General features: G+C 66.7%; 22 protein-coding genes and 3 tRNA genes. 16 read left to right on the top strand and 9 right to left on the bottom strand.

Translation table 11 applies throughout. The features are described 5' to 3' along the window. Nucleotides 1-27: 27 nt before the first annotated feature. From OVA06_RS11560 to OVA06_RS11545, 4 genes are all read left to right on the top strand, one after another. A complete protein-coding gene (locus tag OVA06_RS11560; RefSeq protein ID WP_268160766.1) occupies nucleotides 28-1,299 on the top strand; it encodes a deoxyguanosinetriphosphate triphosphohydrolase in 1,272 nt (423 codons plus the stop codon). 52 nt (nucleotides 1,300-1,351) lie between these two features. Further along, on the top strand, nucleotides 1,352-3,286 hold the full coding sequence (gene dnaG / locus OVA06_RS11555; protein WP_261619602.1) for a DNA primase: 1,935 nt from the start codon (nucleotides 1,352-1,354) through the stop codon (nucleotides 3,284-3,286). 93 nt (nucleotides 3,287-3,379) lie between these two features. Further along, a tRNA-Asn gene (locus OVA06_RS11550) sits at nucleotides 3,380-3,452 on the top strand. A gap of 136 nt (nucleotides 3,453-3,588) precedes the next feature. Next, nucleotides 3,589-3,661, top strand: a tRNA-Asn gene (locus OVA06_RS11545). Between the two features lie 53 nt (nucleotides 3,662-3,714). Here the strand turns inward: OVA06_RS11545 and OVA06_RS11540 are convergent. From OVA06_RS11540 to OVA06_RS11530, 3 genes are all read right to left on the bottom strand, one after another. Beyond that, nucleotides 3,715-4,122, bottom strand: coding sequence for a hypothetical protein (locus OVA06_RS11540; protein WP_056083688.1), 408 nt, complete (start codon nucleotides 4,120-4,122; stop codon nucleotides 3,715-3,717). Nucleotides 4,123-4,211: 89 nt separating this feature from the next. After that, entirely contained in the window at nucleotides 4,212-4,391 is a 180-nt protein-coding gene (locus tag OVA06_RS11535; protein WP_268158388.1) for a hypothetical protein, read from the bottom strand. Nucleotides 4,392-4,403: 12 nt separating this feature from the next. Further along, nucleotides 4,404-5,624, bottom strand: coding sequence for a multidrug effflux MFS transporter (locus OVA06_RS11530; RefSeq protein WP_268158386.1), 1,221 nt, complete (start codon nucleotides 5,622-5,624; stop codon nucleotides 4,404-4,406). A 178-nt stretch (nucleotides 5,625-5,802) separates the two neighbouring features. Here OVA06_RS11530 and OVA06_RS11525 point away from each other — a divergent pair, with 178 nt between their 5' ends. The 6 genes from OVA06_RS11525 (at nucleotide 5,803) to OVA06_RS11500 (ending at nucleotide 11,214) form a co-directional block, all read left to right on the top strand. Then, nucleotides 5,803-6,657 carry a phage holin family protein gene (locus OVA06_RS11525; protein WP_268158384.1) on the top strand — a complete coding sequence of 285 codons (855 nt, stop codon included), beginning with the start codon at nucleotides 5,803-5,805 and terminating at the stop codon, nucleotides 6,655-6,657. A 141-nt stretch (nucleotides 6,658-6,798) separates the two neighbouring features. Further along, complete coding sequence (locus OVA06_RS11520) at nucleotides 6,799-7,422, top strand: CDP-alcohol phosphatidyltransferase family protein (protein ID WP_261619604.1); 624 nt, start codon at nucleotides 6,799-6,801, stop codon at nucleotides 7,420-7,422. Next, nucleotides 7,422-8,330: a DMT family transporter gene (locus OVA06_RS11515; RefSeq protein ID WP_056083506.1), complete on the top strand. Its 909-nt coding sequence runs from the start codon at nucleotides 7,422-7,424 to the stop codon at nucleotides 8,328-8,330. Before OVA06_RS11520 ends, OVA06_RS11515 begins: the two co-directional genes overlap by 1 nt. A 113-nt stretch (nucleotides 8,331-8,443) precedes the next feature. Then, complete coding sequence (locus OVA06_RS11510; RefSeq protein ID WP_268158381.1) at nucleotides 8,444-9,637, top strand: glycosyltransferase; 1,194 nt, start codon at nucleotides 8,444-8,446, stop codon at nucleotides 9,635-9,637. Between the two features lie 72 nt (nucleotides 9,638-9,709). Then, a tRNA-Ile gene (locus OVA06_RS11505) sits at nucleotides 9,710-9,783 on the top strand. Nucleotides 9,784-10,023: 240 nt separating this feature from the next. Continuing rightward, entirely contained in the window at nucleotides 10,024-11,214 is a 1,191-nt protein-coding gene (locus tag OVA06_RS11500) for an acyl-CoA dehydrogenase family protein (protein WP_268158379.1), read from the top strand. Here the strand turns inward: OVA06_RS11500 and OVA06_RS11495 are convergent. Then, on the bottom strand, nucleotides 11,211-11,792 hold the full coding sequence (locus OVA06_RS11495; RefSeq protein ID WP_268158377.1) for a M23 family metallopeptidase: 582 nt from the start codon (nucleotides 11,790-11,792) through the stop codon (nucleotides 11,211-11,213). The two genes, OVA06_RS11500 and OVA06_RS11495, sit on opposite strands and share 4 nt — an antisense overlap. A gap of 446 nt (nucleotides 11,793-12,238) precedes the next feature. Between OVA06_RS11495 and rpsB the strand changes: the two genes are divergently transcribed. The 6 genes from rpsB (at nucleotide 12,239) to OVA06_RS11465 (ending at nucleotide 17,282) form a co-directional block, all read left to right on the top strand. Next, nucleotides 12,239-13,129, top strand: a complete 891-nt coding sequence (gene rpsB, locus OVA06_RS11490; RefSeq protein WP_261619607.1) for a 30S ribosomal protein S2 — start codon at nucleotides 12,239-12,241, stop codon at nucleotides 13,127-13,129. A gap of 126 nt (nucleotides 13,130-13,255) precedes the next feature. Further along, the gene (gene tsf / locus OVA06_RS11485; protein ID WP_056083491.1) at nucleotides 13,256-14,092 is read left to right on the top strand and encodes a translation elongation factor Ts; all 837 of its coding nucleotides are present in this window, start codon (nucleotides 13,256-13,258) and stop codon (nucleotides 14,090-14,092) included. A gap of 163 nt (nucleotides 14,093-14,255) precedes the next feature. Further along, nucleotides 14,256-14,993: a UMP kinase gene (gene pyrH, locus OVA06_RS11480; protein WP_056083488.1), complete on the top strand. Its 738-nt coding sequence runs from the start codon at nucleotides 14,256-14,258 to the stop codon at nucleotides 14,991-14,993. 124 nt (nucleotides 14,994-15,117) lie between these two features. Further along, nucleotides 15,118-15,675 carry a ribosome recycling factor gene (frr, locus tag OVA06_RS11475; RefSeq protein WP_015936600.1) on the top strand — a complete coding sequence of 186 codons (558 nt, stop codon included), beginning with the start codon at nucleotides 15,118-15,120 and terminating at the stop codon, nucleotides 15,673-15,675. After that, entirely contained in the window at nucleotides 15,675-16,601 is a 927-nt protein-coding gene (locus OVA06_RS11470; protein WP_268158373.1) for a phosphatidate cytidylyltransferase, read from the top strand. The genes frr and OVA06_RS11470 overlap by 1 nt, the downstream gene beginning before the upstream one ends. Before the next feature lie 96 nt (nucleotides 16,602-16,697). Further along, on the top strand, nucleotides 16,698-17,282 hold the full coding sequence (locus OVA06_RS11465; RefSeq protein WP_056083480.1) for a DivIVA domain-containing protein: 585 nt from the start codon (nucleotides 16,698-16,700) through the stop codon (nucleotides 17,280-17,282). Between the two features lie 34 nt (nucleotides 17,283-17,316). Here OVA06_RS11465 and OVA06_RS11460 read toward each other — a convergent pair whose 3' ends face one another. Genes OVA06_RS11460 through OVA06_RS11440 form a run of 5 tightly spaced genes read right to left on the bottom strand, consistent with a single transcriptional unit; the run spans nucleotide 17,317 to nucleotide 21,828 of the window. Continuing rightward, nucleotides 17,317-18,015, bottom strand: a complete 699-nt coding sequence (locus tag OVA06_RS11460) for a hypothetical protein (protein ID WP_261619608.1) — start codon at nucleotides 18,013-18,015, stop codon at nucleotides 17,317-17,319. A gap of 19 nt (nucleotides 18,016-18,034) precedes the next feature. Continuing rightward, complete coding sequence (locus tag OVA06_RS11455) at nucleotides 18,035-19,501, bottom strand: sodium/solute symporter (RefSeq protein ID WP_268158371.1); 1,467 nt, start codon at nucleotides 19,499-19,501, stop codon at nucleotides 18,035-18,037. A gap of 33 nt (nucleotides 19,502-19,534) precedes the next feature. After that, a complete protein-coding gene (locus OVA06_RS11450) occupies nucleotides 19,535-19,885 on the bottom strand; it encodes a hypothetical protein (protein ID WP_056083476.1) in 351 nt (116 codons plus the stop codon). Beyond that, nucleotides 19,882-20,598: a LytR/AlgR family response regulator transcription factor gene (locus tag OVA06_RS11445; protein WP_056083474.1), complete on the bottom strand. Its 717-nt coding sequence runs from the start codon at nucleotides 20,596-20,598 to the stop codon at nucleotides 19,882-19,884. The genes OVA06_RS11450 and OVA06_RS11445 overlap by 4 nt, the downstream gene beginning before the upstream one ends. Nucleotides 20,599-20,646: 48 nt before the next feature. Continuing rightward, nucleotides 20,647-21,828 carry a sensor histidine kinase gene (locus OVA06_RS11440; RefSeq protein ID WP_261619609.1) on the bottom strand — a complete coding sequence of 394 codons (1,182 nt, stop codon included), beginning with the start codon at nucleotides 21,826-21,828 and terminating at the stop codon, nucleotides 20,647-20,649. Between the last annotated feature and the right edge of the window lie 102 nt (nucleotides 21,829-21,930).

Below are 21,930 nucleotides of genomic sequence, written 5' to 3'. Positions count from 1 at the left end.
GTGGCTGAATCACCCGCCGGCCCCGCCATGGCCGGAGCGTCCTCCGGTTATGGCTCCCGGGACTCCGCCCGCTGGGTGGAGGAGCCGCCCAAGAGCACCTACCGTTCGGACTTTGAACGGGACCGCGCCCGGGTGCTGCACTCATCGGCCCTGCGCCGGCTGGGAGCGAAGACCCAGGTGGTGGCCCCGGACACGGACGACTTCGTCCGGACCCGCCTCACCCACAGCCTCGAGGTGGCCCAGGTGGGCCGCGAACTGGGCCGTGCGCTGGGCTGCGACCCGGACGTGGTGGACACCGCGTGCCTGAGCCACGATCTCGGCCACCCGCCGTTCGGCCACAACGGGGAGTCCGCCCTGAACGAGGTGGCGCATGGCATCGGAGGGTTCGAAGGCAACGCCCAGACCCTCCGGCTCCTCACCCGGCTCGAACCCAAGGTCCTCACCGCCGGGGGCCATCCCGCCGGGCTGAACCTCACCCGTGCCAGCCTGGACGCGGCGTCGAAATATCCCTGGTCCGCGCTCGACGCGCCGGTGATCCACGGCCGGCGCACCAGCAAGTTCGGTGCCTACGAGGATGACCTCCCCATCTTCAACTGGATCCGGGAGGGTGCGCCCGAGCGGCGTTCCTGCCTTGAGGCCCAGGTGATGGACCTGGCCGACGACATCTCCTACTCCGTGCACGACGTGGAGGACGCCATTGTTGCCGGCCACTTCCAGCTGCGGTGGATGGACAACCCGGACCACCGCGCCCGCGTGGTGGGCTACGCCAAGCAGTGGTACCTGCCGCACAACGACCCCGCCGCCATCGACGCCGCACTGGCCCGCCTGGAGGCAACCGACGTCTGGGTGCGGGAAGCGGACGGCAGCCGCAAGTCCATGGGCGCCCTGAAGAACATGACCAGCCAGCTCATCGGCCGGTTCTGCCAGAGCGCCCTCGAAACGACGCGCTCGGTCTACGGGCCAGGCCGGCTCACCCGCTACAGCGCCGAGCTCATGGTTCCGGACGAGACAGTCATGGAGATTGCCGTCATGAAGGGCATGGCCACCACGTTCGTCATGACCACCGAACACCGGCAACCCATCTACGAACGCCAGCGCGAGGTCCTGCACGCCCTGGTCACCGCCCTGAGCGCCACCGGTGACCGGAACCTGGAGCCGATGTTCGCCGCCGACTGGCGCGATGCCGGGGACGACGGTGCCCGGCTGCGCGTGGTGATCGACCAGGTGGCGTCGCTGACCGACGGATCCGCCCTGGCCATGTACGAGCGCCTCGTGGGGAGCCTGCCCTCGCTGTGGTGAGCGGAATGACACGACGGGCCGGGCGGTCAGTCCACGGGACTAGGATTACTCTGTGGCTGGCCTGATCAAACGTGAAGATATCGACGAAGTACGCCAGCGCACGGACATCAAGGAAGTGGTGGACGGCTACGTCACCCTCAAGGGTGCCGGGCTGGGGACCTTCAAAGGCCTGTGCCCCTTCCACGACGAGCGCTCGCCGTCGTTCACGGTCCGCCCGCAGGTGGGCCGGTACCACTGCTTCGGCTGCGGCGAGGACGGCGACGTCATCGCCTTCGTGCAGAAGCAGGACCACAGTTCCTTCCACGAGGCAGTGGAGAAACTTGCCGCCCGCATCGGCTACGAGCTGCGTTACGAGGACGGCGGCACCGGGCCCAACCGTGAGGAAGTGGGGCGGCGCCAGCGGCTGCTGGACGCCCACAAGATCGCCGATGAATTCTTCCGGGCCCAGCTGCTGACCCCCGGCGCCGCCGAGGCACGGAACTTCCTTTTCGGCCGCGGGTTCGACCGCGCTGCCGCCGAGCACTTTGGCTGTGGTTACGCCCCGCAGGGCTGGGACGCACTCCTCAAACACCTGCGCGGCCGCGGCTTCACCGACGCGGAGCTGAAGCTCACGGGGATGTTTTCCGAGGGCAACCGGGGCATCTATGACCGCTTCCGGGGACGCCTCATTTGGCCCATCAAGGACATCGCCGGTGACACCATCGGTTTCGGCGCGCGCAAGCTCTACGAGGACGACCAAGGCCCCAAGTACCTCAACACCCCCGAGACCACGCTGTACAAGAAGTCCCAGGTCCTCTACGGCATCGACCTCGCCAAGAAAAGCATCGCCAAGGAGCGCCAGCTGGTGGTGGTGGAGGGCTACACCGACGTGATGGCCTGCCATCTTGCGGGAATTACGACGGCGGTAGCCACCTGCGGCACGGCGTTCGGCACCGAGCACATCAAGATCGCCCGGCGCCTGCTGTCCGACGACGGCACCGGGGGAGAGGTGGTCTTCTGCTTCGACGGCGACGCCGCCGGCCAGAAGGCGGCCCTGCGTGCCTTCGAGGAGGACCAGCGGTTCACTGCGCAGACCTACGTGGCCGTGGAACCCACCGGCGCCGATCCGTGCGACCTTCGGCAGACCCGAGGGGACGCAGCCGTCCAGGCCCTGATCAGCAGCCGCCGGCCGCTCTTCGAATTCGCCATCCGGGCGTCGCTGAAGCGCCACAACCTTGACACCGTGGAAGGCCGCGTCGCAGCGCTGCGCGAAGCCGCTCCGGTGGTGGCGCAGATCCGCGACGCCGGCATCAGGCCCGCCTACGCCCGCGAACTGGCGGGATGGCTGGGCATGTCCGTCGAAGAGGCGAACAGGGCCGTGGCCGTCGCCATGAAACGTGCATCTGCGGGCCCTCAGGGAGGTGCCGGGACGGCTGCGGCGCAGCAGGGCGGCCAGGCTGCCGGAAGGCCCGCAGAAGCCGGCGGGCCCGGCGTTGCTGCCGGACGGGCGTCGGGCGCCGTCCCGTCCTATCACCGCCCGGACCCGCGGGACCCTGTGGCCTCCATGGAGCGCCAGGCGGTGGAGGTGGCGCTGCAGGAACCGGCGTTGCTCTCCGGGGCCGTCTGGGACCGCTTCGCCGCCGCCAGGTTTGCCACCCCGGCCTTCCAGGCGGTCCATGACGCCATGCGCGCCACCGGCCCGGGCATGGTGACCGATCCTGCGCGCTGGGTTGAGCATGTGATGCACGAGGTCCCGGAGCCGTTGCGGGCGCTGGTGTCCGAGCTGGCGGTGGTGCCGTTGCCGGCGAGCACGGAGGAGGGTGTGCAGAAGTACTGCCGGGACATCCTGTCCCGCCTGTTCGAGCTGCAGATCACCCGGGTCAAGGCGGACAAGATGGGCCAGCTCCAGCGGCTCGATCCCGCTGCAGATCCTGAGGCGTTCCAACGGCTCAACCGCGAGCTGATGATGCTGGAGATGGAACGCAGGTCCCTGCGCTCCGATGCCTGACCTGATGCCTGGCGTGGTGCCTGGCCTGATGCCGGTTCCGTCCGCCGATTTCGCTTCCAGCCGGGGTGTTTGCTAGGCTAATACCCGCTTCATTCCTCCTTAGCTCAATTGGCAGAGCATTCGACTGTTAATCGAAGGGTTGCTGGTTCAAGTCCAGCAGGAGGAGCTGCCAATCCCCGTTCCGGTCTTCCGGAACGGGGATTTTTTTGGCTCTTTTTCCCTTCCGGCAGGAGCTCGATGGCAGGGGATTCCGCCGATTTCACTTTTGCCGGAATCCTTTGCTAAGGTCGTACCTGCTTCATTCCTCCTTAGCTCAATTGGCAGAGCATTCGACTGTTAATCGAAGGGTTGCTGGTTCAAGTCCAGCAGGAGGAGCTTGCACTGAAAAGCCCCCGTCCTCCACTGGAGGACGGGGGCTTTTTGCCTCCTCACACGAAGTCCATTTCAACTTGCAGGAACCGCTCTGCCTCGGCTATCGCAGCCAGGAACGCTTCCTGCTCGGTGGGGGACTTGCGGGGCTGCCGGGGGCTCCATTCATGCGGGGCAGAGTGGATCCGCACGAAGCCTGCATCCGGGGGTGCATAGAAGATGCCGAACCGCTGCACGGGCCACTCGGGAGAGGTTTCGGGCGCCACCAGCAGCGCGGCTTTGAACGCGGGGTTGAACCATTGGGCGATGGGCCTGCGGCGGTCCTCGGTGAAGAGCCCGGCGGCGTACAGGGCGGCCGACTGCTCGCCCATCTGCACGCACGCCCGGTCCCACCACAGAGGCAGGATCCGGGCATCGCATCGCTGCCATGTGGCCGGTAGCTGGGGGCGATCCTGCCAACTGGGCACGGACACATTTTATCGCGCAGCCAATTGGCCCGGTACAGCCACGCGGCTACTGCCTCCGGCAATTGCTGCAGATGCCGTCCAGGCGGGATTCAGCGGCGGTTCCGCCCGCCCGGATCGACCCGGTACAGCAGCGCCGCGCCAGCCAGTGAGCCAAGGATGATTCCCATCGCCGCGTTGCCGGCGGCGCGGCCCGCGAAGTAACCCGCGACGGCGCCCAGCACCGCGCCGAGGAAGAGTCCCCGTCCATTCCTGTGCGGCAGGTGTTTCATGCCCTCATCATGTCAGGCGATGGCCGGGACCGTGCGTGGGCGGACCACCAGCCACAGGGCTGCCATGGCCAGCAGGATGCAGACAGACTGGACCGCCCCCATGCTGGTGCTGGTGATGCCCAGCCATCCGACCACGGGTGAGATCAGCCCGGCCATCATGAAGGTGGCGGCGCCCAGCAGGGACGCGGCGGTGCCCGCCTGGGAGGCGTGGTTCGCCAACGCCAGGACCTGCACGCACGGGAACATGAACCCCGTTCCCAAAATGTAGAACCACAGCGGCACCATCACGCCCCACAGGCCGAAGCCCAGGAGGTCGAACACCACGATCAGGAGGGCCATCAGGAACATCCAGGCCGTTGCGGCGGCGAGGATCCACTGCGGCGGCACCCGCCTGATCAGCCTCGAACTGGTCTGCACGCCGGCCACGATGCCCAGCGAGTTGATACCGAAGAGCAGCCCGTACTCCTGGGCTGAGAAGCCGAACACGCCCTGGAACAGGAACGGCGAGGCCGAGAGGTAGGTGAAGAGTCCACCGAAGTTCAGGCCCGCCACCATCAGCAGGCCCACGAAGATCCGGTCGCTGAACAGGACCCGGTAGCGCTGCCGGGCCGTCATGCCGCTTTGTCCCCTCTTCTCCGGCGGCAGCGTTTCACGGACCAGGACCAGCGCTGCCACGATCACCAGGGTGCCGTAGGAGGCCAGGAACACGAAGATTCCGGGCCAGGGCATCACCAGCAGCAGTTGCGACCCGATCACCGGCGCCAGGATGGGTGCCAGGCCGTTGACCAGTGCCATCCTGGAAAACATCTTCACCATGGCGTAGCCGGAAAACAGGTCACGGACCATGGCCATCGCCACCACGCCGCCGCCCGCAGCGCCCACACCCATGAGCACGCGGAAGATCCCCAGGGTGGTGATATCCGTGGACAGAGCCGCACCGATCGACGCCGCGATATGCAGGGCGGTGGCCAGGATCAAGGGGTTCCTGCGGCCAAATTTGTCACTGAACGGACCCACCACCAGCTGGCCGAACGCAAAGCCCAGGGTGGTCCCTGCCAGGGTGAGCTGGACCTGCGCCTCCGTAACGCCAAGGCTGGCCTCCAGGGCGGGGAAAGCCGGCAGGTACAGGTCGATCGTGAAAGGCCCCAAGGCGGTCAGGGCACCGAGGAGGAAGATGTACAAAAGTCTGCGGCGGGGGCTGAGCAGGTCGCCCGGATTGGAAGCTGTGGTCACGGATGTCCATCCTAGGCCCGGCACCCCACGATTTGCAGCGTTGTAATCAGTGCCGCCCGGCAAGCCCCGAAGTCCGCCCTGAACCTGAATGGTAGTTTTGTGGCGGGGACTGTGCCTGTGCACATTTCCCGGGACAAACGATGCCGGATCGAGCACACAAACCAGTTAGGCGGAACCGATGAGCGGACGTCACAGCGGGCAGACCAGACCCGGATTGCGCATCACCGCGCTGCCCGGAACGGTCAAGCTCCTTGCAAGGTTGGCGCCCCGCCAGATCAGCGACGAGATCGCGTTCGCCAAGGTCGAACTCAAGCGCAAAGGCGTGCAGGTCGGCGTCGCGGCCGCCTTCTTCGCTGTTGCCCTGGTTTTCCTGGCCTTCCTGGTGGTCGGACTGATTGTTGCGGCCATCATGGGCCTGGCCACCATCATGCCCGCCTGGCTGGCGGCACTGCTGGTCTCCGCCGCGTTCCTGCTGATCGCCCTGGTGGGAGGCCTCATCGGCATGGCCAGGTTCAAGAAGGCCATGCCCCTGCTGCCGGAAGAAACCATCCGCGGCATCAAGCACGATATCGGCGTGGCCAAGGAAGGCTCTGCCTTCAACCCGGCCGTGCTGGACCCGGCAAGCCCCGAGGCCAAGGCCGCGAAGGCTGCCAAGGAAGAGGCCGCGGCGAAGGCCAAGGCCGAGAAGGCTGCCAAGGCCGCCGAGCACGACAAGGAATTCCCGCACGCTTCGGAGCCGGAACTGTCCCGGCGCCTGAACCAGCGCCGCCAGCACCTCACCCAGGTCCGCGACAACCTGGGAACGGAACTGGACGTCAAGACCCAGGGCAGGTACCTGCTCGAGGTTGCCCAGGGAAAGGCCCGTCAGGGCCAGGCGCTGGCCGGGCGAGGGAAGGACGCGGCAGCCCACAAGCTCGCTGGCCTGTCCGAATCCTCCGGCGGGCTGCAGGACCGGTGGAAGCCGCTGGCCGCACTGGCTGCCGCGGGAACCCTCCTGGTGGTCCTGCTGCGGAAGCTGATCCGCACCTACTAGGACCAACCGGCCGGGCGGGAGCGCCCGGGCAAGCAGCTTCATCAACATTCCGGGCCACGAGTTGGCGGGCGGCACAGCTACCGCCGGCAGGCCACTGTCCGGCAGGACCACGCCGCAGGGCGGCAACAGGAAGGGGGACAGGTGAAGTTCATTGGTGCCGGTTCCCGTCCGGACCGCCCCCAGGTTGACCACGACATCGTGTTCACCATCCCCAACCTGCTCACTGTGGTGCGGTTCATGGGGGTTCCTCTCTTCATCTGGCTGGTGCTGGCGCAAAAGGAATACGGCGCCGGTGTGGTGGTCCTGGCGGTCATGGCGTGCACCGACTGGGTGGACGGCTACGTTGCCCGCCGGTTCGACCAGGCTTCCCGGCTGGGCCGGGTCCTGGATCCCATCGCGGACCGGCTGGCGCTCCTGGCCGTAGCCGTCACACTGGTGATTGCCGGCGTCGTGCATTGGCTCTACCTGGCGGCGCTGGTCGTCCCCGACGCAGTCCTGCTCGCTCTGACGCTCTCGCTCTTCCGCGGCCACCCTGACCTCCCCGTCAGCACGGTGGGGAAGGTGCGCACCGGGCTGCTGCTCCTCGGCACCCCCATGCTGGTTCTTTCCCGGCTGGACACCGGCTTTTCCCACGCACTCTTCGTGGCGGCATGGATTGTGCTGGGCCTGGGCCTGGTGGGGCACTGGATCGCCGCCTACAACTATGTCTGGGCCATGCTGCGCAAGGGCAGGACCCGGACAACGCCCGACGGCGGGACCTCCTGATGATATGGATGGCCGTCCTCCTCGCCGTGCTGGGAGCGTTCTGCCTCGCCCTGGGAGCCCAGCGCCAGGGCAGTGCCGTGAAGGCCGATACCGGGGGACTCGCCCTGAGTTCGAACGGATTCCTGCGCCTGCTGCGGAATCCCCGCTGGGTGTTCGGCCTGCTGCTGCTGTGCGCCGGGATGGCCATGAATGCTGTGGCCCTGGTGTCGGCACCGCTGACCGTGATCCAGCCGATCGGCGCCATCGCACTGGTGATCACCACCATCGTGAACGCGCGGGACCAGGACCTCACCATCAACCGCGCCACGGTGGTGGCCATTACTGCCTGCGTGACGGGGTCGGCGCTGTTCGTCCTCCTGGCGGTCAACGTCACACAGGAAAACCACCACGTCAGCCCTGAGGACGAACTGACCATCGTGCTGCTCCTCGCCCTTGCGGTTGGCCTCTTCGGGACCCTGGCCGTGATGTTCAGGCACCGGATGAACGCCTTCATCTACATCCTTGGCGCCGGTGTCCTGTTCGGCTTCGTTGCGGTGCTGACCCGGATCATCGGCAAGCACCTGCTGGACCCCAACGGACTGTTCCTGCTGAACGTGCAGTGGTACTCCGTGGTGGCAATCATCGCCGCGGGCGGCCTGGGGTCCTGGTTCGTGCAGAGCGCGTACTCCTCGGGTCCGCCGGACCTGGTGATCGCCGGCCTGACGGTCATCGATCCCATGGTGGGAATCGCCATCGGCATCGTCATCCTGGGTGAACTGCGCCCCGACGTCCACGCCGTCATGGCCATTGCCATGGCAACCGCCGCGCTCCTTGCTATCGTTGGGGTTATCGCCCTTTCGCGGCACCATCCCGAGGTCACCAAGCGCAAGAAAGACGCACGGAAGTCCCCGGGCAGGCCGTCCCACTAGCCCCCATCCGCCCACCAGCCATCCAGCCCATGAGGCCCAGCCGCGCCGACGCCGGCGGCCAGCCGTGCAGACAGTTAACGCTGTCCGCACCGTGACCATCAGGAGCCCGCCACGTGACCACGCCAGCCGACCAGCCACTGACCATCCTGATCGCCGCGGACACCTACCCGCCCCACGTGAACGGCGCCGCGCAGTTCGGCTACCGCCTCGCCAAGGGCATGACCGGCAGGGGCCACAACGTCCATGTCCTGGCCTGCCGCGACGGCAAGGGCAAGAGCTACTCCGAGTTCCGCGACGAAGCGACCCTACACCGGCTCCGCTCGCACAGCGTGCCCACGCACGAGACGTTCCGCATCTGCCTCCCCTGGGAGATCAAGAAGGAAATCAGCCTGCTGTTCGACCGGGTCAAGCCGGACGTGGTGCATATCCAAAGCCACTACATGATTGGCGAGCACGTCCTCTACGAGGCAGTCAAGCGCGGCATCCGGATCGTCGCCACCAACCACTTCATGCCGGAGAACCTCAACCCCTTCCTGCCGTTCCCGCAGTGGTTCAAGGACATCGTGGGACGGATCTCCTGGAAGGACATGGGCAAGGTCATGGGCCAGGCGGACGTGGTCACCACGCCCACTCCGCTGGCGGCCAAGGCCATGCATGAGCACGCGTTCCTGCGCAAGGTGCTGCCGCTCTCCAACGGCATCGACTCCGCCGCCTACGAGGTACAGCCGGGGGAAACCATTGAACCGCACGAACACCCCACGGTGCTGTTCGCGGGCCGGCTGGCTGAGGAGAAGCACGTGGACGTGCTGATCAAGGCCATCGGCAAGACCCCGCCGGAACTGAACGTGCACCTGGAAATTGTCGGCGGCGGCGAGGTACGGCCGGCGCTCGAAGAACTGGTGCAGCGCCTCGGCCTGGGGAGCCGCGTGAAGTTCCTGGGCCTCGCCAGCGACGACGACCTGCGGAAGGCCTACATTCAGGCGGACCTCTTCTGCATGCCGGGAACGGCCGAGCTGCAGTCGCTGGTGACGCTCGAGGCCATGTCCGCATCCACCCCGGTGGTCCTGGCCGACGCCATGGCACTGCCGCACCTGGTCCGGGACGGGCACAACGGCTACCTGTTCACCCCCAATGACAGCGATGACCTCGCCAAGAAGCTCACCCAGATCCTGGAGCTTCCCAAGGACCAGCAGGAAGCCATGGGCCAGGCCAGCCGCCAGATGGTGGAGCCGCACAGCATCCAGGGCACCCTGCAAACCTTCGAGGACCTGTACCGCGGCGCGCGGTACGAGGACATGGTGGTCTGACAGCACCCCGGCATTTGCTAGAGTGTTCCTGCCCTGCCGCCGCGCCCCGCGCGGAAGGCCCGGGGTATTTTTGGGGCTATAGCTCAGCTGGTTAGAGCGCGGGACTCATAATCCTAAGGTCCTCGGTTCAAGTCCGAGTAGCCCTACTGCGCCGTGAGGAACGGCGGGCAGAAACGCAGAAACCGCGGCCGACAATCAACGTCCGGCCGCGGTTTCTGCGTTAAACCCCTTTTCCCTGTGCCGGCCGGTAGGTGGTTGCCCCCACTGAGGGACTCTGCTGTGATCATGCTTCCCTTTCCTAACCGCCGGATCTGCGGTATGTTACTGACGAGTAACTTACTGCGCCCCGTCAGTGGGCAAAGCACGCTGATCCCCGGAAGGCAACCATGTCCACTCCTGCTGCAGACCCCCATGACCTTCCCTACGCGGACGGCGACTTCTACGCTTTCGAACAGCTCCTGTCCGCCAAGGAGCAGGACCGCCTGGCCGAGGTCCGCGACTTCCTGGCCCGCGAGGTCCGCCCCATCGCCGCGGACTGCTGGAACAGGGGGGAGTTCCCCCTGGACCTCATCCCCAAGCTCGCTGACGTGGACCTCGTCAGCCCTGTCCGGCGCCAAGGCCATTCCAACCTCTTCGCCGGTCTGGTCCATGCCGAACTGACCCGCGCCGACGCCTCCATTGCCACCTTCCTGGGGGTCCACGACGGACTCTTCACGGGGTCCATCGAAGCGCTGGCATCCCAGGAACAGCAGGAGGAGTGGCTGCCGGACATCTACGCGCTGAAGAAGATCGGCGCGTTCGGCCTCACCGAACCACTTGGGGGCAGCGATGTGGCAGGCGGTACCCGCACCACGGCCCGCCGGGACGGCGATGCCTGGATCCTCAACGGCGCCAAGCGCTGGATCGGCAACGCCACCTTCTCCGACTGGGTGGTCATTTACGCCCGCGACGTCGCTGACAACCAGGTCAAGGGCTTCCTCGTGGACACCACCCTGCCGGGTTTCAGTGCCACCAAGATCGAGAACAAGATCTCCCTCCGCACCGTACAGAACGCCGACATTGTCCTCGAGGACGTGGTGGTGCCGGACTTCTTCAAGCTCGCCAATGCGAACAGCTTCCGCGACGTCAATAAGGTCCTGAAGGTAACGCGGCTGGCCGTCGCATGGCAGGCTGTGGGCCAGCAGCTGGCGGCCTTCGACGTCGCCAGGAGTTACGCCGTGGAGCGCAAGCAGTTCGGCCGTCCGCTGGCATCCTTCCAGCTCATCCAGAACCAGCTGGTGCAGATCCTTGGCAACGCCGTCAGCTCCATGGGGATGATGGTGCGGCTCGCCCAGCTCGAAGATGACGGACTGGCCAAGGACGAGCAGTCGGCCCTGGCCAAGGCCTTCACCACCGAACGGATGCGCGAGAGCGTGGCCCTGGGGCGGGGCATCCTTGGCGGCAACGGCATCGTCACGGACTATGGCATGGCGAAGATCTTCGCCGACGCTGAGGCGATCTACTCCTATGAAGGCACGGCCGAGATCAACACCCTGGTCACCGGGCGCGCCATCACCGGAATCTCGGCCATCGTCTAGGGCGTTCCGTGCAGCGGCAGCAGGACTGAAGGCCTCAGGTCCAGGACGAACTGCAGGGGATTGACGTACTCCTCGCGCTGCCGGACGCCCCAGTGGATACAACCGGCGGCCGGGCAGTGGCCGGGGAGTGCGGTGCCGATGACCTGCCCCTGCGTCACGGTACTGCCAACCGCCAGGGTGCTGTCCACGGGCTCGAAGCTGCTCCGCAGGCCGGCACCGTGATCTATGGTGATCACCGGCCGGTCCACCACCACACCCACGAAGCTGACAGTTCCGGCCGCAGGCGACACCACTGCCGCCGCCGGACCCGCGGTTTCCAGGTCCACTCCGCGGTGGCCGCTGAGCCACGGTTTGGGCGGCGGGTCAAAGCCGCGCAGCACCGGCGGGCGGGGTGCCAGCGGCCAGTCCCACGACGGGCGGGCAACGGAGGCACCTACATCGTCCGCCGCCGTCGGAAGCGCCTGGAGCGTTGCCGGCGCAGGACCCGGCCCCCGCGGACTGTAGGACAACGGCTGCGGGATGGATGAGACCGACGCAGGAAGCAGCAGCAGCGCGGCAAGCAGGACCGGTGGTTTCATGGGCCCAGCATGCGCCCATCAAACCGGCGCGGTCACGGGCCGCCCGGGCCTATGTGGAAAAGCCCTGATGGTGCCCGCCGCACGTCCCGTGGGCGGTGGTGCCTGTAGTACTATTGACGGAGCAGTTTGCTGCGCCCTCAACGCGTCCCGCCCCGGCAGTCCACCTTTTTGGTGATGCTGCCTGTCCGGGCCGCGTCGGCACAACTCATTCAGGAGTGTGGGGGAGCAGCGGGCTGACTACGCGCATCCAGCCCTCCAAAGGCACGGCCCCGGCCGCACCATCGGAGGATCGCGCCTCCTGCGGTCCGTCCAACAGTACGGATGGGAAGCGCGGTGGATGCCAGGAGCACGGCCCAACCCGGGCCACGCTAATCAACCGTCAACAATTGGCAGGGTAAGAAGCCTCGCGGCTATCTCATGAATGACCTGCCGGAAGGAGCGTCGGCATGCCCGTCGTAACTATGCGCCAGCTGCTTGACAGCGGCGTCCACTTTGGACACCAGACCCGCCGTTGGAACCCGAAGATGAAGCGCTTCATCTTCACCGAGCGCAACGGCATCTACATCATTGACCTTCAGCAGTCGCTGTCCTACATCGACCGCGCCTACGAGTTCGTGAAGGCCACCGTTGCCCACGGCGGCACCGTACTCTTCGTCGGCACCAAGAAGCAGGCCCAGGAAGCAATCGCCGAGCAGGCCACCCGCGTTGGCCAGCCCTACGTGAACCAGCGCTGGCTCGGCGGCATGCTGACCAACTTCCAGACGGTCGCCAAGCGTATCCAGCGTATGAAGGAACTCGAAGAGATCGACTTCGACGACGTCGCCGGTTCCGCTTACACCAAGAAGGAACTGCTGCTCCTCAAGCGCGAGCTCACCAAGCTCGAGTCCAACCTGGGCGGTATCCGCAACCTGACCAAGGCACCTTCCGTGCTCTGGATCGTGGACACCAAGAAGGAACACCTCGCCGTTGACGAGGCCAAGAAGCTGAACATCCCGGTTGTGGCCATCCTGGACACCAACTGCGATCCCGACGAAGTCGACTTCCCGATCCCGGGCAACGACGACGCCATCCGCTCCGTGAACCTCCTGACCCGCGTTGTTGCCGACGCCGTCGCTGAGGGCCTGATCGCCCGCAACAACCGCGGCTCGGGCACCACCGAAGCTCCCGAAGAGCCGCTGGCTGAGTGGGAGCGCGAGCTCCTCGAAGGCAGCAAGGCCGAGGAAGCCGCTGCTGCTGCTCCGGCAGAAAACGCTGACGCCCCGGCCGCTGCCGAAGCTCCGGCCGAGGCCGCTGACGCCCCGGCTGCTGCCGAGGCTCCCGCCGAAGACGCCAAGTAACACAGCTAAATCCGGATTCTCCGTGCTGTCCGCAGCCGGAGCTGCTGACAGGATGGCCGCCCGCACCGCGGGCAGCCATCCTGTCAGTCCGTACACCACAACAAATTTCTAGACAGAGGGGTTCACATGGCGAACTACACTGCCGCTGACATCAAGGCCCTGCGCGAGCGCACCGGCGCCGGCATGATGGACGTCAAGAAGGCTCTTGACGAAGCCAACGGTGACGCCGAAAAGGCCATCGAAATCATCCGCATCAAGGGCCTCAAGGGCGCCACCAAGCGCGAAGGCCGCTCCACCGCCGAAGGCCTCGTTGCCGCCAAGGTCAGCAACGGCGTCGGCGTCATGATCGAGGTCAACTGCGAGACCGACTTCGTTGCCAAGGCTGACAAGTTCATCCAGCTGGCCGACAAGGTCCTGGCCGTCGCCGTCGAGTCCGGTGCTGCCGACCTCGAAACCCTCCTCGCCACCGATGTGGACGGCAAGCCGCTGTCCGAGGTCGTCATCGAAGAAGGCGCTGTCCTGGGCGAAAAGGTCGTCGTCCGCCGCATTTCCCGCATCGAGGGTGCAACGGTTGATGCCTACCTGCACAAGACCTCGAAGGACCTCCCGGCCCAGGTCGGCGTCCTGTTCGCTGTCGACGGTGAAAGCGAAGCCGCTGCCACCGCCGCGCACGACGTCGCCGTCCACATCGCCGCCATGGCCCCGAACTACCTGACCCGCGAAGACGTTCCGTCCGACCTGGTCGAGTCCGAGCGCCGCATCGCCGAAGAGACCGCAAAGGCCGAGGGCAAGCCCGAGGCCGCCCTCACCAAGATCGTGGAAGGCCGCGTTACGGGCTTCTACAAGGGTGAGGTACTGGTTGACCAGGCCTTCGCCAAGGACGCCAAGAAGTCCGTGGCACAGATCCTCGAAGAGGCCGGTGTCAAGGGAACCGCGTTCGCGCGTTTCCGCGTCGGCGCCTAGTCGAACACGTAAGGGGGTGGCCACTTCGGTGGCCGCCCCTTTTGCATGCGCACGGTTTGTGCCCAGAGTTGTGCGCCGGGCGCCGGGCACCGGGCATCACTGGTTCCGGCCACCGGTTCCGGCAGGATAACCTTTTTTCGAACGTCACCAACGGGAAGGCACCATGGAAGCCGTCAATACTGTAATGCAGCAAGAGAAGAGCCGACGGCGGGTCCTCCTGAAGCTCTCCGGCGAGGTCTTCGGCGGCGGGAAGCTGGGTGTCGATCCCGAGACCGTCCGCAACGTCGCCAAGCAGATTGCCGCGGCCGTCCCGGACGTTGAAGTGGCCATCGTGGTGGGCGGCGGAAACTTCTTCCGCGGCGCCGAACTGTCCCAGAGCGGGATGGACCGCTCGCGGGCGGACTACATGGGCATGCTCGGCACGGTCATGAACTGCCTCGCCCTGCAGGATTTCCTGGAGCAGGCGGGCGTGGAGACGCGCGTGCAGAGCGCCATCACCATGGGACAGGTGGCTGAGGCCTACATCCCGCGCCGCGCCATCCGCCACATGGAGAAGGGCCGCGTCGTCATCTTCGGTGCCGGTGCCGGCCTGCCGTACTTCTCCACGGACACCGTGGCCGCCCAGCGCGCCCTTGAAGTCCACGCGGATGTTGTCCTCATGGCCAAGAGCGGCGTTGACGCCGTCTACACCGCGGACCCCAAGAAGGATCCCACCGCCGAACGGCTGGAGACCCTGAGCTACGACGACGCCCTGCGGCGCGACATCCGTGTCATGGACCAGACCGCCATGACCATGTGCAAGGACAATGACCTGTCCATGGTGGTCTTCGGCATGGAAGGCGAAGGCAACGTCACCCGCGCCATCCGTGGAGAGAAGCTGGGCACCCTGGTCTCCGCCTAGCTCCGGCTAGGATGTTTTCAGGACAGTTCCGCTGCCGCTCCCGGGCGGTGGCGGAAGCAGCGACAGAGAACCACGTGTGCATGGAACCGGCCCCCCGGACCGCACCAGAACCCCAGGAGAGACCGTGATCGAAGAAACCTTGCTCGAAGCCGAAGAGAAGATGGACAAGGCCGTAGAGGTTGCCAAGGAAGACTTCGCTTCCATCCGCACCGGCCGCGCCAACCCCGGCCTGTACAACAGGGTCCTGGTGGACTACTACGGCTCACCCACGCCCCTGCAGCAGCTCGCCTCGTTCGCCATCCCGGACGCCCGCACCATCCTGATCACACCGTTCGATAAGACCGCCCTGCGGGACATCGAACGTGCCCTGAGCGATTCCGAGGTGGGGGCCAACCCGTCCAACGACGGCAACGTCATCCGGATCACCATCCCGGAACTGACCAAGGAACGCCGCAAGGAATACGTCAAGATCGTGAAGACCAAGGGCGAGGACGCCAAGGTGTCCATCCGCAATATCCGCCGCAAGGCAAAGGAAGCCCTGGACCGCCTGGTCAAGGACGGCGAAGCCGGCGAAGACGAGGGCACCCGGGCCGAAAAGGAGCTGGACGGCCTGACCAAGGCCCACGTGGACGGCATCGATGAGCTGCTCAAGCGCAAGGAAGCAGAGCTGCTCGAAGTCTGATGGGCCAGGCAGATCAGGCCCCCGCACCACGGGCGCGCACACGGGGGAAGCAGCCCAGGAGCAACCCAACGCCCAAGGCCGGCCGGAACCTTCCGGCGGCCGTTGTGGTGGGCCTGGCCATGCTGCTCGCCGTGCTTGGCGGGCTGCTGTTCCTTCCGCTGGGTTTCGTGGCGGTCACCACCACGTTCGCCATCTTCGGTGTCTGGGAGATTTACCGTGCCCTGGAGGCCAACGGCACCAGGATGCCCATCGTTCCGGTAATGACCGGCACGGTGGCCATGCCGTTCGTGGCGTACCTCGGGGGCGTCGAAAGCCTGCTCTTCGCGATGCTCCTCAGTTCGGTGGCTGTGCTGCTCTGGAGATCCATCGACACCGCCGCAGGCTCGGCCAACAGCATTTTTGCCGGGGTTTTCACCCTGGGCTGGGTGCCGTTCTTCATCAGCTTCGCCGCGTTGCCGCTGCACGCCGCCGGGGGTGCGACGCCACTGGGCCTCTGGCCGGGAGGTGCCGTCCCGGAAGGCGCCTGGCAGATCGCCGTCATGCTGCTGCTGGTGGTGTCCAATGACACGTTCGGCTACCTGGTGGGGGCATCGCTGGGCAAGCACCCCATGGCACCAAAGATCAGCCCCAAGAAATCTTGGGAAGGCTTTGCCGGCTCAGTGGCCGGCGCCGTCCTGATCGGCGTCCTGGCCTGCCTCTTCATCCTGGACAAGCCCTGGTGGGTGGGCGTGGTCCTCGCCGTCGGCACCGTGGCGGCCTCCACAGCCGGTGACCTTGCGGAGTCCATGGTGAAGCGCGAACTTGGCGTCAAGGACATGAGCAGCATCCTGCCAGGGCATGGAGGGGTCATGGACCGGCTGGACTCCATAGTGTTTGCGTCCCCGCTGGTCTACGTCCTGTACGGGTTTGTCACCGGAAGCTGGTAGGCCCGCCTAAGCACAGTCCTGACAGGGCAGCATCATCTTGGCACCAATAGACTGGTGCCACAGCGCTACGGCTGAAGAGCATTGAAGGAACCAACAGTGGCATTGGATATTCATCGGCAGATCCCTGCGTCATTTGAGCGTGTGCAGCGCAGTGAATACGGGTACAACGCCAAGCAGGTGGACCAGTTCCTCCAGCGGGCACGGGTGTCGCTGGAGTCACCACACGACGCCGAGCAGCCCATCAACAGCTCTGACGTCCGGGCTGTCTCCTTCGATCCGGTCAAGGGTGGCTATTCCGCCGCCGTGGTGGATGCGGCCTTGGACCGGTTGGAAGACGCTTTCGCCCGCAGGGAGCGCGATGAACTGATTGCGGCCAGCGGCGAGGAAGCCTGGCTGCGCGAAATCGGCAAGCTCTCGGGGATCCTCCGCGGACGCCTCCACCGCCCGGACGGGGAACGTTTCCGCCGGCCCGCCAAGAACAAGGCCCGCAGCTACAACACCGACGATGTGGACCGGCTCTGCCATGAACTCGTGGCGTACCTGGAACATGACAAGCCGCTCAGCGTGGACAGCGTCCGCCGCGCCGTTTTCCGCCCGGAGACCGGACGCGACGGCTACGAAGAAGCCCAGGTGGACGCCTTCCTGGACCGCGTCATTGAACTGATGGCTGCCATCGACTAAGGCCGTGCTGGGGATGCCTTAGCTTCGCCTGTACTTATTCCGCCTCTACTTGATCCGCCCCTGGCGTAGAAGGGGAGAGCGGCGTGAACCGGCTCCAGACGTCCCGGTAGCTCCGGTAGCCGTTCAATGCCGAGACGGCCAGGAACGACAGCCCGCATGCACCGCCCACCAGGAGCGCCGCAACCGTTCCGGCACCCAGCAGGGTCAGAAGCAGCCCCGCCAGGATGGCAATCAGGGCGCCGTTCGCCGTCGACATGAAAATCATGCTGCTGCCGGCCACATGGCGGAAGTTGCCGCGGTTGCCGAAGAAGTAGTAGGTCTGGACGGAACCCGCCTCGTCATCGTGATGGGCCGCCATCAGGTATGGGGCGATGCCCGGATCCAGGTCCACGTAGGCTGCCCGCAACCGGTTCATGGCCGTGACGTACATCAGGTCCTCGTGGGCAATGTTCATGACCCGCAGCTGGGTCAGCAGCCCCATGGCCACGTCGATGAACAGCACCACCACGGCCAGCAGGACAAACGAATCCGAGAATCGGGTGGCCTGCCCCACCAGCGCTACGCTCACCAGGCCCGCCGAGGTGAAGGTCAGAAACATGCTGATCCTTGTCAGCACCTCACCCTGGGCCGTGCTCCGGGAAGCCAGCAGGCCCCAGTGCTCCGTGGCGAGCAGCTGCGCCCGCACGGAGGGCGGAACCGGCTCCGCTGCCGGGTTTTCGTCCCGGGTGGACATGGCGTAATTGTCCACCCAATCAGCGTCCGGTTGCCAGCGGCCTTTCCGGGGTGTGCAGCCGCGTCATGACGCGGACCAGCGTTTTTGGTACCCGGCCTGCCGTGGCCCGGGACACCAGCACCATGACGGCGAAGGCCGTGGGAACGGACCAGGCCGCGGGCTGGGCGAGCCACGCGGGTGTGCTCGCAGCCCCTGCCAGCGAGCCGGCGATCATGGCACCGCCGCACAGTACCCCGCCGGTCACCATGCCGGCGATGGCTCCGGTGTCGGTAAGTCCCCGCCACCAGATGCCCAGCAGGAGGACGGGGCAGACGGTGGAGGCGGTGAAGGCGAACACCAGTCCCACGCTGCCGGCCAACGCCAGGGAGCCCGTCATCAGGGCGAACCCCAGCGGCACGACGGCGGAGACCACCGCTGCGAGGCGGAAGCCCCCCACGCCGGCGCCCAGGACGTCCTGGCTGATGACGCCGGCCAGGGACACCACCAGCCCGGACGTGGTGGACAGGAACGCGGCGAACGCGCCGGCCACCACCAGCGCCGAGAGCAGGTCCCCGGCGGGGCCGCCGATGAGTTCACGGGGCAGCAGCAGGACCATGGCGTCGGGCTGGCCCGAGCGGGCAAGGTCCGGCGCGAACATGCGGCCCACCAGGCCGTAGGCGGTGGGGAACAGGTAGAACACGGACAGCAGCCCCAGCACGATCAGCGTGGTCCGCCGCGCGGACTGTCCGTCCGGGTTGGTGTAGAACCTGACCAGGACGTGCGGCAGGCCAAGGGTCCCGAACAGCAGTGCCACGAGCAGCGAAACGTTGGTGTACCACCCCGCGGGGGCAAGGCCGGTGGGGTTTTCGGCCGGCGCGGCCAGGGCCGGCGTCCCGCTGCCGGCAAGCATGAAGACGATGAAGAGGATGGGTACCGCCAGGGCGGTCAGCTTCAGCCAGTACTGGAACGCCTGGACGAACGTGATGGACCGCATGCCGCCCGCCACCACTGTCAGACAGACAACAACCACAACGGCCACCGACCCCACCCAGGACGGCAGCCCGGTGGTGATCCGGATGGTCAGGGCTGCCCCGTGGAGCTGCGGAACGATGTACAGCCAGCCCACCAGCACCACCACCAGGCTGGTGACCTTGCGGACCGCCCGGGAGTCCAGCCTGGCTTCGGTGAAGTCCGGTATGGTGTACGCCCCGGAACGCCGAAGGGGCGCAGCGACGAAGAGCAGCAGCATCAGGTACCCGGCCGTATAACCCACAGGGAACCACAGGGCGTCCGTTCCTGAGAGCAGCAGCAGGCCGGCGACGCCCAGGAAGCTGGCGGCTGAAAGGTATTCGCCGCCGATCGCGGAGGCATTCCACCATGGCCGCACGGTCCGGGACGCCACGAAGAAATCGCCGGTGGTCCGGGAGATACGCAGGCCGTAGAACCCGATGACCGCGGTGGCCACGGACACCACGGCGAGGGCCGCGGCTGCAACACCCGGGTTCACGCCAGGCTCCGGTTCACCGTGTACCCGCGGCGATCATGGGTCACCGGCCAGGTCCCGGTAGCGGGCCTCGTTGCGGGCAGCCGTCCTGGTGTACAGCCAGGCGCTGAGGCCGATCACCGGGTAGATGCCCACGCCCAGCAGGATCCAGTCGAACGGGATACCGGCAATCGTCGTCTCGGCCAGGCCGGGGACGGCGGCCAGCAGGAGGGGAAAAGCGCCGAGGATGACCAGGAACCCGCCGGCCACCACCAGGGCCAGGCGCAGTTGCGACCTGATGAGGGACCGCACGAATACCTGGCCCACATCGGATTCCTGCGCCGCTTCCCGGGATTCCGTGACCGGATGCGCGGCCGTGGCGGGGGCCGTCACCCGTACCCTGGTCATGCGTTCGGCCTGATCCGGTTTGCCTGCAGCCGCTCCCGCACGGTGGGCAGGTGCCGGCGGCTGATGGGCAGCCCGGCGCCCGCCACGGTGACCCGCGGGCCGTCTGCCGCAAGCTTCATGGAGGAGATGTGCTTCAGGGCCACCAGGTATGAGCGGTGCGTCCTAATGAACCCGGCATCGGCCCACTGCTGTTCCAGATCCGCCAGCGGAACCCTGATCAGGTAGCTGGCGTCGGCGGTGTGGAGCCGCGCGTAGTCTCCCTGCGCCTGGACGTACGTGACGTCGTCGCGCCTGATCATCCTGGTGGTACCGCCCTGGTCCACGGTGATCATCTCCGGCGTGCCGCCGCCGTCGCGCAGTTCGCTGATCCGGCCCACGGAGCGTGCCAGCCGCTCGGCCCGGATGGGTTTGAGGAGGTAGTCGACGGCGGCCAGTTCAAAGGCCGCCAGGGCGTGGTCCTCGTCAGCGGTCACGAAGACCACCGCAGGCGGATGGCTGCCGGCGGCAATGGCTCGGGCGATTTCCAGCCCCGAGACGGCAGGCATGTGGATGTCGAGGAAGACCGCGTCCACCTGTGCGGACGCGAGGGCGCGGAGGGCTTCGCTGCCGGAGGTCGCCCGCAGGACCTTGCCGATCCGCTCGTCCCGGCCCAGCAGGAAGGCGAGTTCTTCCACGGCCGGCAGCTCATCATCAACGACGAGGACGTTAATCATGCTCCAAGGGTAGCTTTCCGCGGGCACGCAGCAGGCCAGCGCCGGGAATCAGGCATCATGGCCGGGCTGCGATTTGGGCACCTTCATGGTGATGAGGGTCCCTTCGCCCGGTGCGGTTTCGATGACCAGCCCGTGGACGTCGCCGTACACCTGCCGGAGGCGGGCATCGACGTTCCGCAGGCCCACGTGCTCGCCGTCGATATGTCCCGCGAGCATCGACTGCAGCTGCTCCGGGTCCATCCCCACGCCGTCGTCCTCGATGGTCACCTGCGCGTAGGCGCCGGCGTCGTCGGCCGTGATGGTGATGTGCCCTGGCCCCTCCTTCGCTTCGAGGCCGTGCCGGACGGCGTTCTCCACCAGCGGCTGCAGGCTGAGGAACGGGATGACGGTACTCAGGACCTCCGGCGCGACCCGGAGGCTGACCTGCACGCGCTCGCCGAAGCGGGCCCGCTCCAGCAGCAGGTACCGGTCGATACAGCGCAGTTCCTCGGCCAGGGTGGTGAAGTCGCCGTGCCGGCGGAAGGAATAGCGGGTGAAGTCGGCAAACTCCACCACCAGTTCGCGTGCCCGGGCAGGATCGGTGTTGATGAAGGACGCGATGGCGTTGAGCGAGTTGTAAATAAAATGCGGGCTGATCTGGGCGCGCAGTGCCCGCACTTCGGCTTCCATCAGCTGGGTCCGCGAGGCATCCAGCTCGGCCAACTCCACCTGCACTGCCACCCAGTCCGCCACCTCGCCGGCGGCCCGCACCAAGCCGGACCCTGCCAACGGAGCGAAGGCGGCGACGGCGCCCACCACGCGTGAGCCGGCCCGCACGGGTGCTATGACAGCCGCCAGGGCGCCGCCGGTCCCGTCCGGTCCCGGCGACAGTACGGCCGTCCGCCCGCCGGCCAGGACCTCAGCGGCCAGTTCCATCAGCCGCGGCTTCAGGTCCTCCGCCGCCCCGTCCCAGGCGAGCACACCCGAGGTATCCGTGATGGCCAGCGCGTCACAGCCAAGCAGCGTGCGCAGGTGGCGGCTTGCCTTCGAAGCGCCGGCGGGGTTGAGGCCGCGGCGCAGGTGCTGGCCCGCCTGCGAGGCCGCGTGCAGGGTGTGGTAGGTGGCGCGTTCGGCGTCCGTGCCCAGGTCGCGGAAGGATCGGAGCACCTTCAGTCCCACGCCGACGACGACGGCGATGGCCATGGCGATCACGGCCACGGCCGCGGCGGTCAGGAGGGGGGAGTCCGGCATGGGCCCAGCGTAGCTGGGGGTGCCGTTTGTCGCAGCATCCCGACCGTTGAGCGACCACAGCTGCGGTGGGGCTGGAAGTGGCTGCCGCGACGCAGCAGAGTG

It is taken from the genome of Pseudarthrobacter sp. SL88, from assembly GCF_026672455.1.
Classification (GTDB): Bacteria; Actinomycetota; Actinomycetes; order Actinomycetales; family Micrococcaceae; genus Arthrobacter.
Note: the sequence above shows the minus strand (reverse complement) of the source record. Positions and strands in the feature narration are given on the sequence as shown.

Bases quoted from the DNA above. Each gene is read 5' to 3' on its own strand.
- OVA06_RS11560 (WP_268160766.1), top strand. From the start codon at position 28: ATGGCCGGAGCGTCCTCCGGTTATGGCTCCCGGGACTCCGCCCGCTGG.
- OVA06_RS11535 (WP_268158388.1), bottom strand. From the start codon at position 4,391: ATGAAACACCTGCCGCACAGGAATGGACGGGGACTCTTCCTCGGCGCG.
- OVA06_RS11525 (WP_268158384.1), top strand. From the start codon at position 5,803: ATGAGCGGACGTCACAGCGGGCAGACCAGACCCGGATTGCGCATCACC.
- OVA06_RS11515 (WP_056083506.1), top strand. From the start codon at position 7,422: ATGATATGGATGGCCGTCCTCCTCGCCGTGCTGGGAGCGTTCTGCCTC.
- OVA06_RS11500 (WP_268158379.1), top strand. From the start codon at position 10,024: ATGTCCACTCCTGCTGCAGACCCCCATGACCTTCCCTACGCGGACGGC.
- OVA06_RS11495 (WP_268158377.1), bottom strand. From the start codon at position 11,792: ATGAAACCACCGGTCCTGCTTGCCGCGCTGCTGCTGCTTCCTGCGTCG.
- rpsB (WP_261619607.1), top strand. From the start codon at position 12,239: ATGCCCGTCGTAACTATGCGCCAGCTGCTTGACAGCGGCGTCCACTTT.
- tsf (WP_056083491.1), top strand. From the start codon at position 13,256: ATGGCGAACTACACTGCCGCTGACATCAAGGCCCTGCGCGAGCGCACC.
- pyrH (WP_056083488.1), top strand. From the start codon at position 14,256: ATGGAAGCCGTCAATACTGTAATGCAGCAAGAGAAGAGCCGACGGCGG.
- OVA06_RS11470 (WP_268158373.1), top strand. From the start codon at position 15,675: ATGGGCCAGGCAGATCAGGCCCCCGCACCACGGGCGCGCACACGGGGG.
- OVA06_RS11460 (WP_261619608.1), bottom strand. From the start codon at position 18,015: ATGTCCACCCGGGACGAAAACCCGGCAGCGGAGCCGGTTCCGCCCTCC.
- OVA06_RS11450 (WP_056083476.1), bottom strand. From the start codon at position 19,885: ATGACCAGGGTACGGGTGACGGCCCCCGCCACGGCCGCGCATCCGGTC.
- OVA06_RS11445 (WP_056083474.1), bottom strand. From the start codon at position 20,598: ATGATTAACGTCCTCGTCGTTGATGATGAGCTGCCGGCCGTGGAAGAA.
- OVA06_RS11440 (WP_261619609.1), bottom strand. From the start codon at position 21,828: ATGCCGGACTCCCCCCTCCTGACCGCCGCGGCCGTGGCCGTGATCGCC.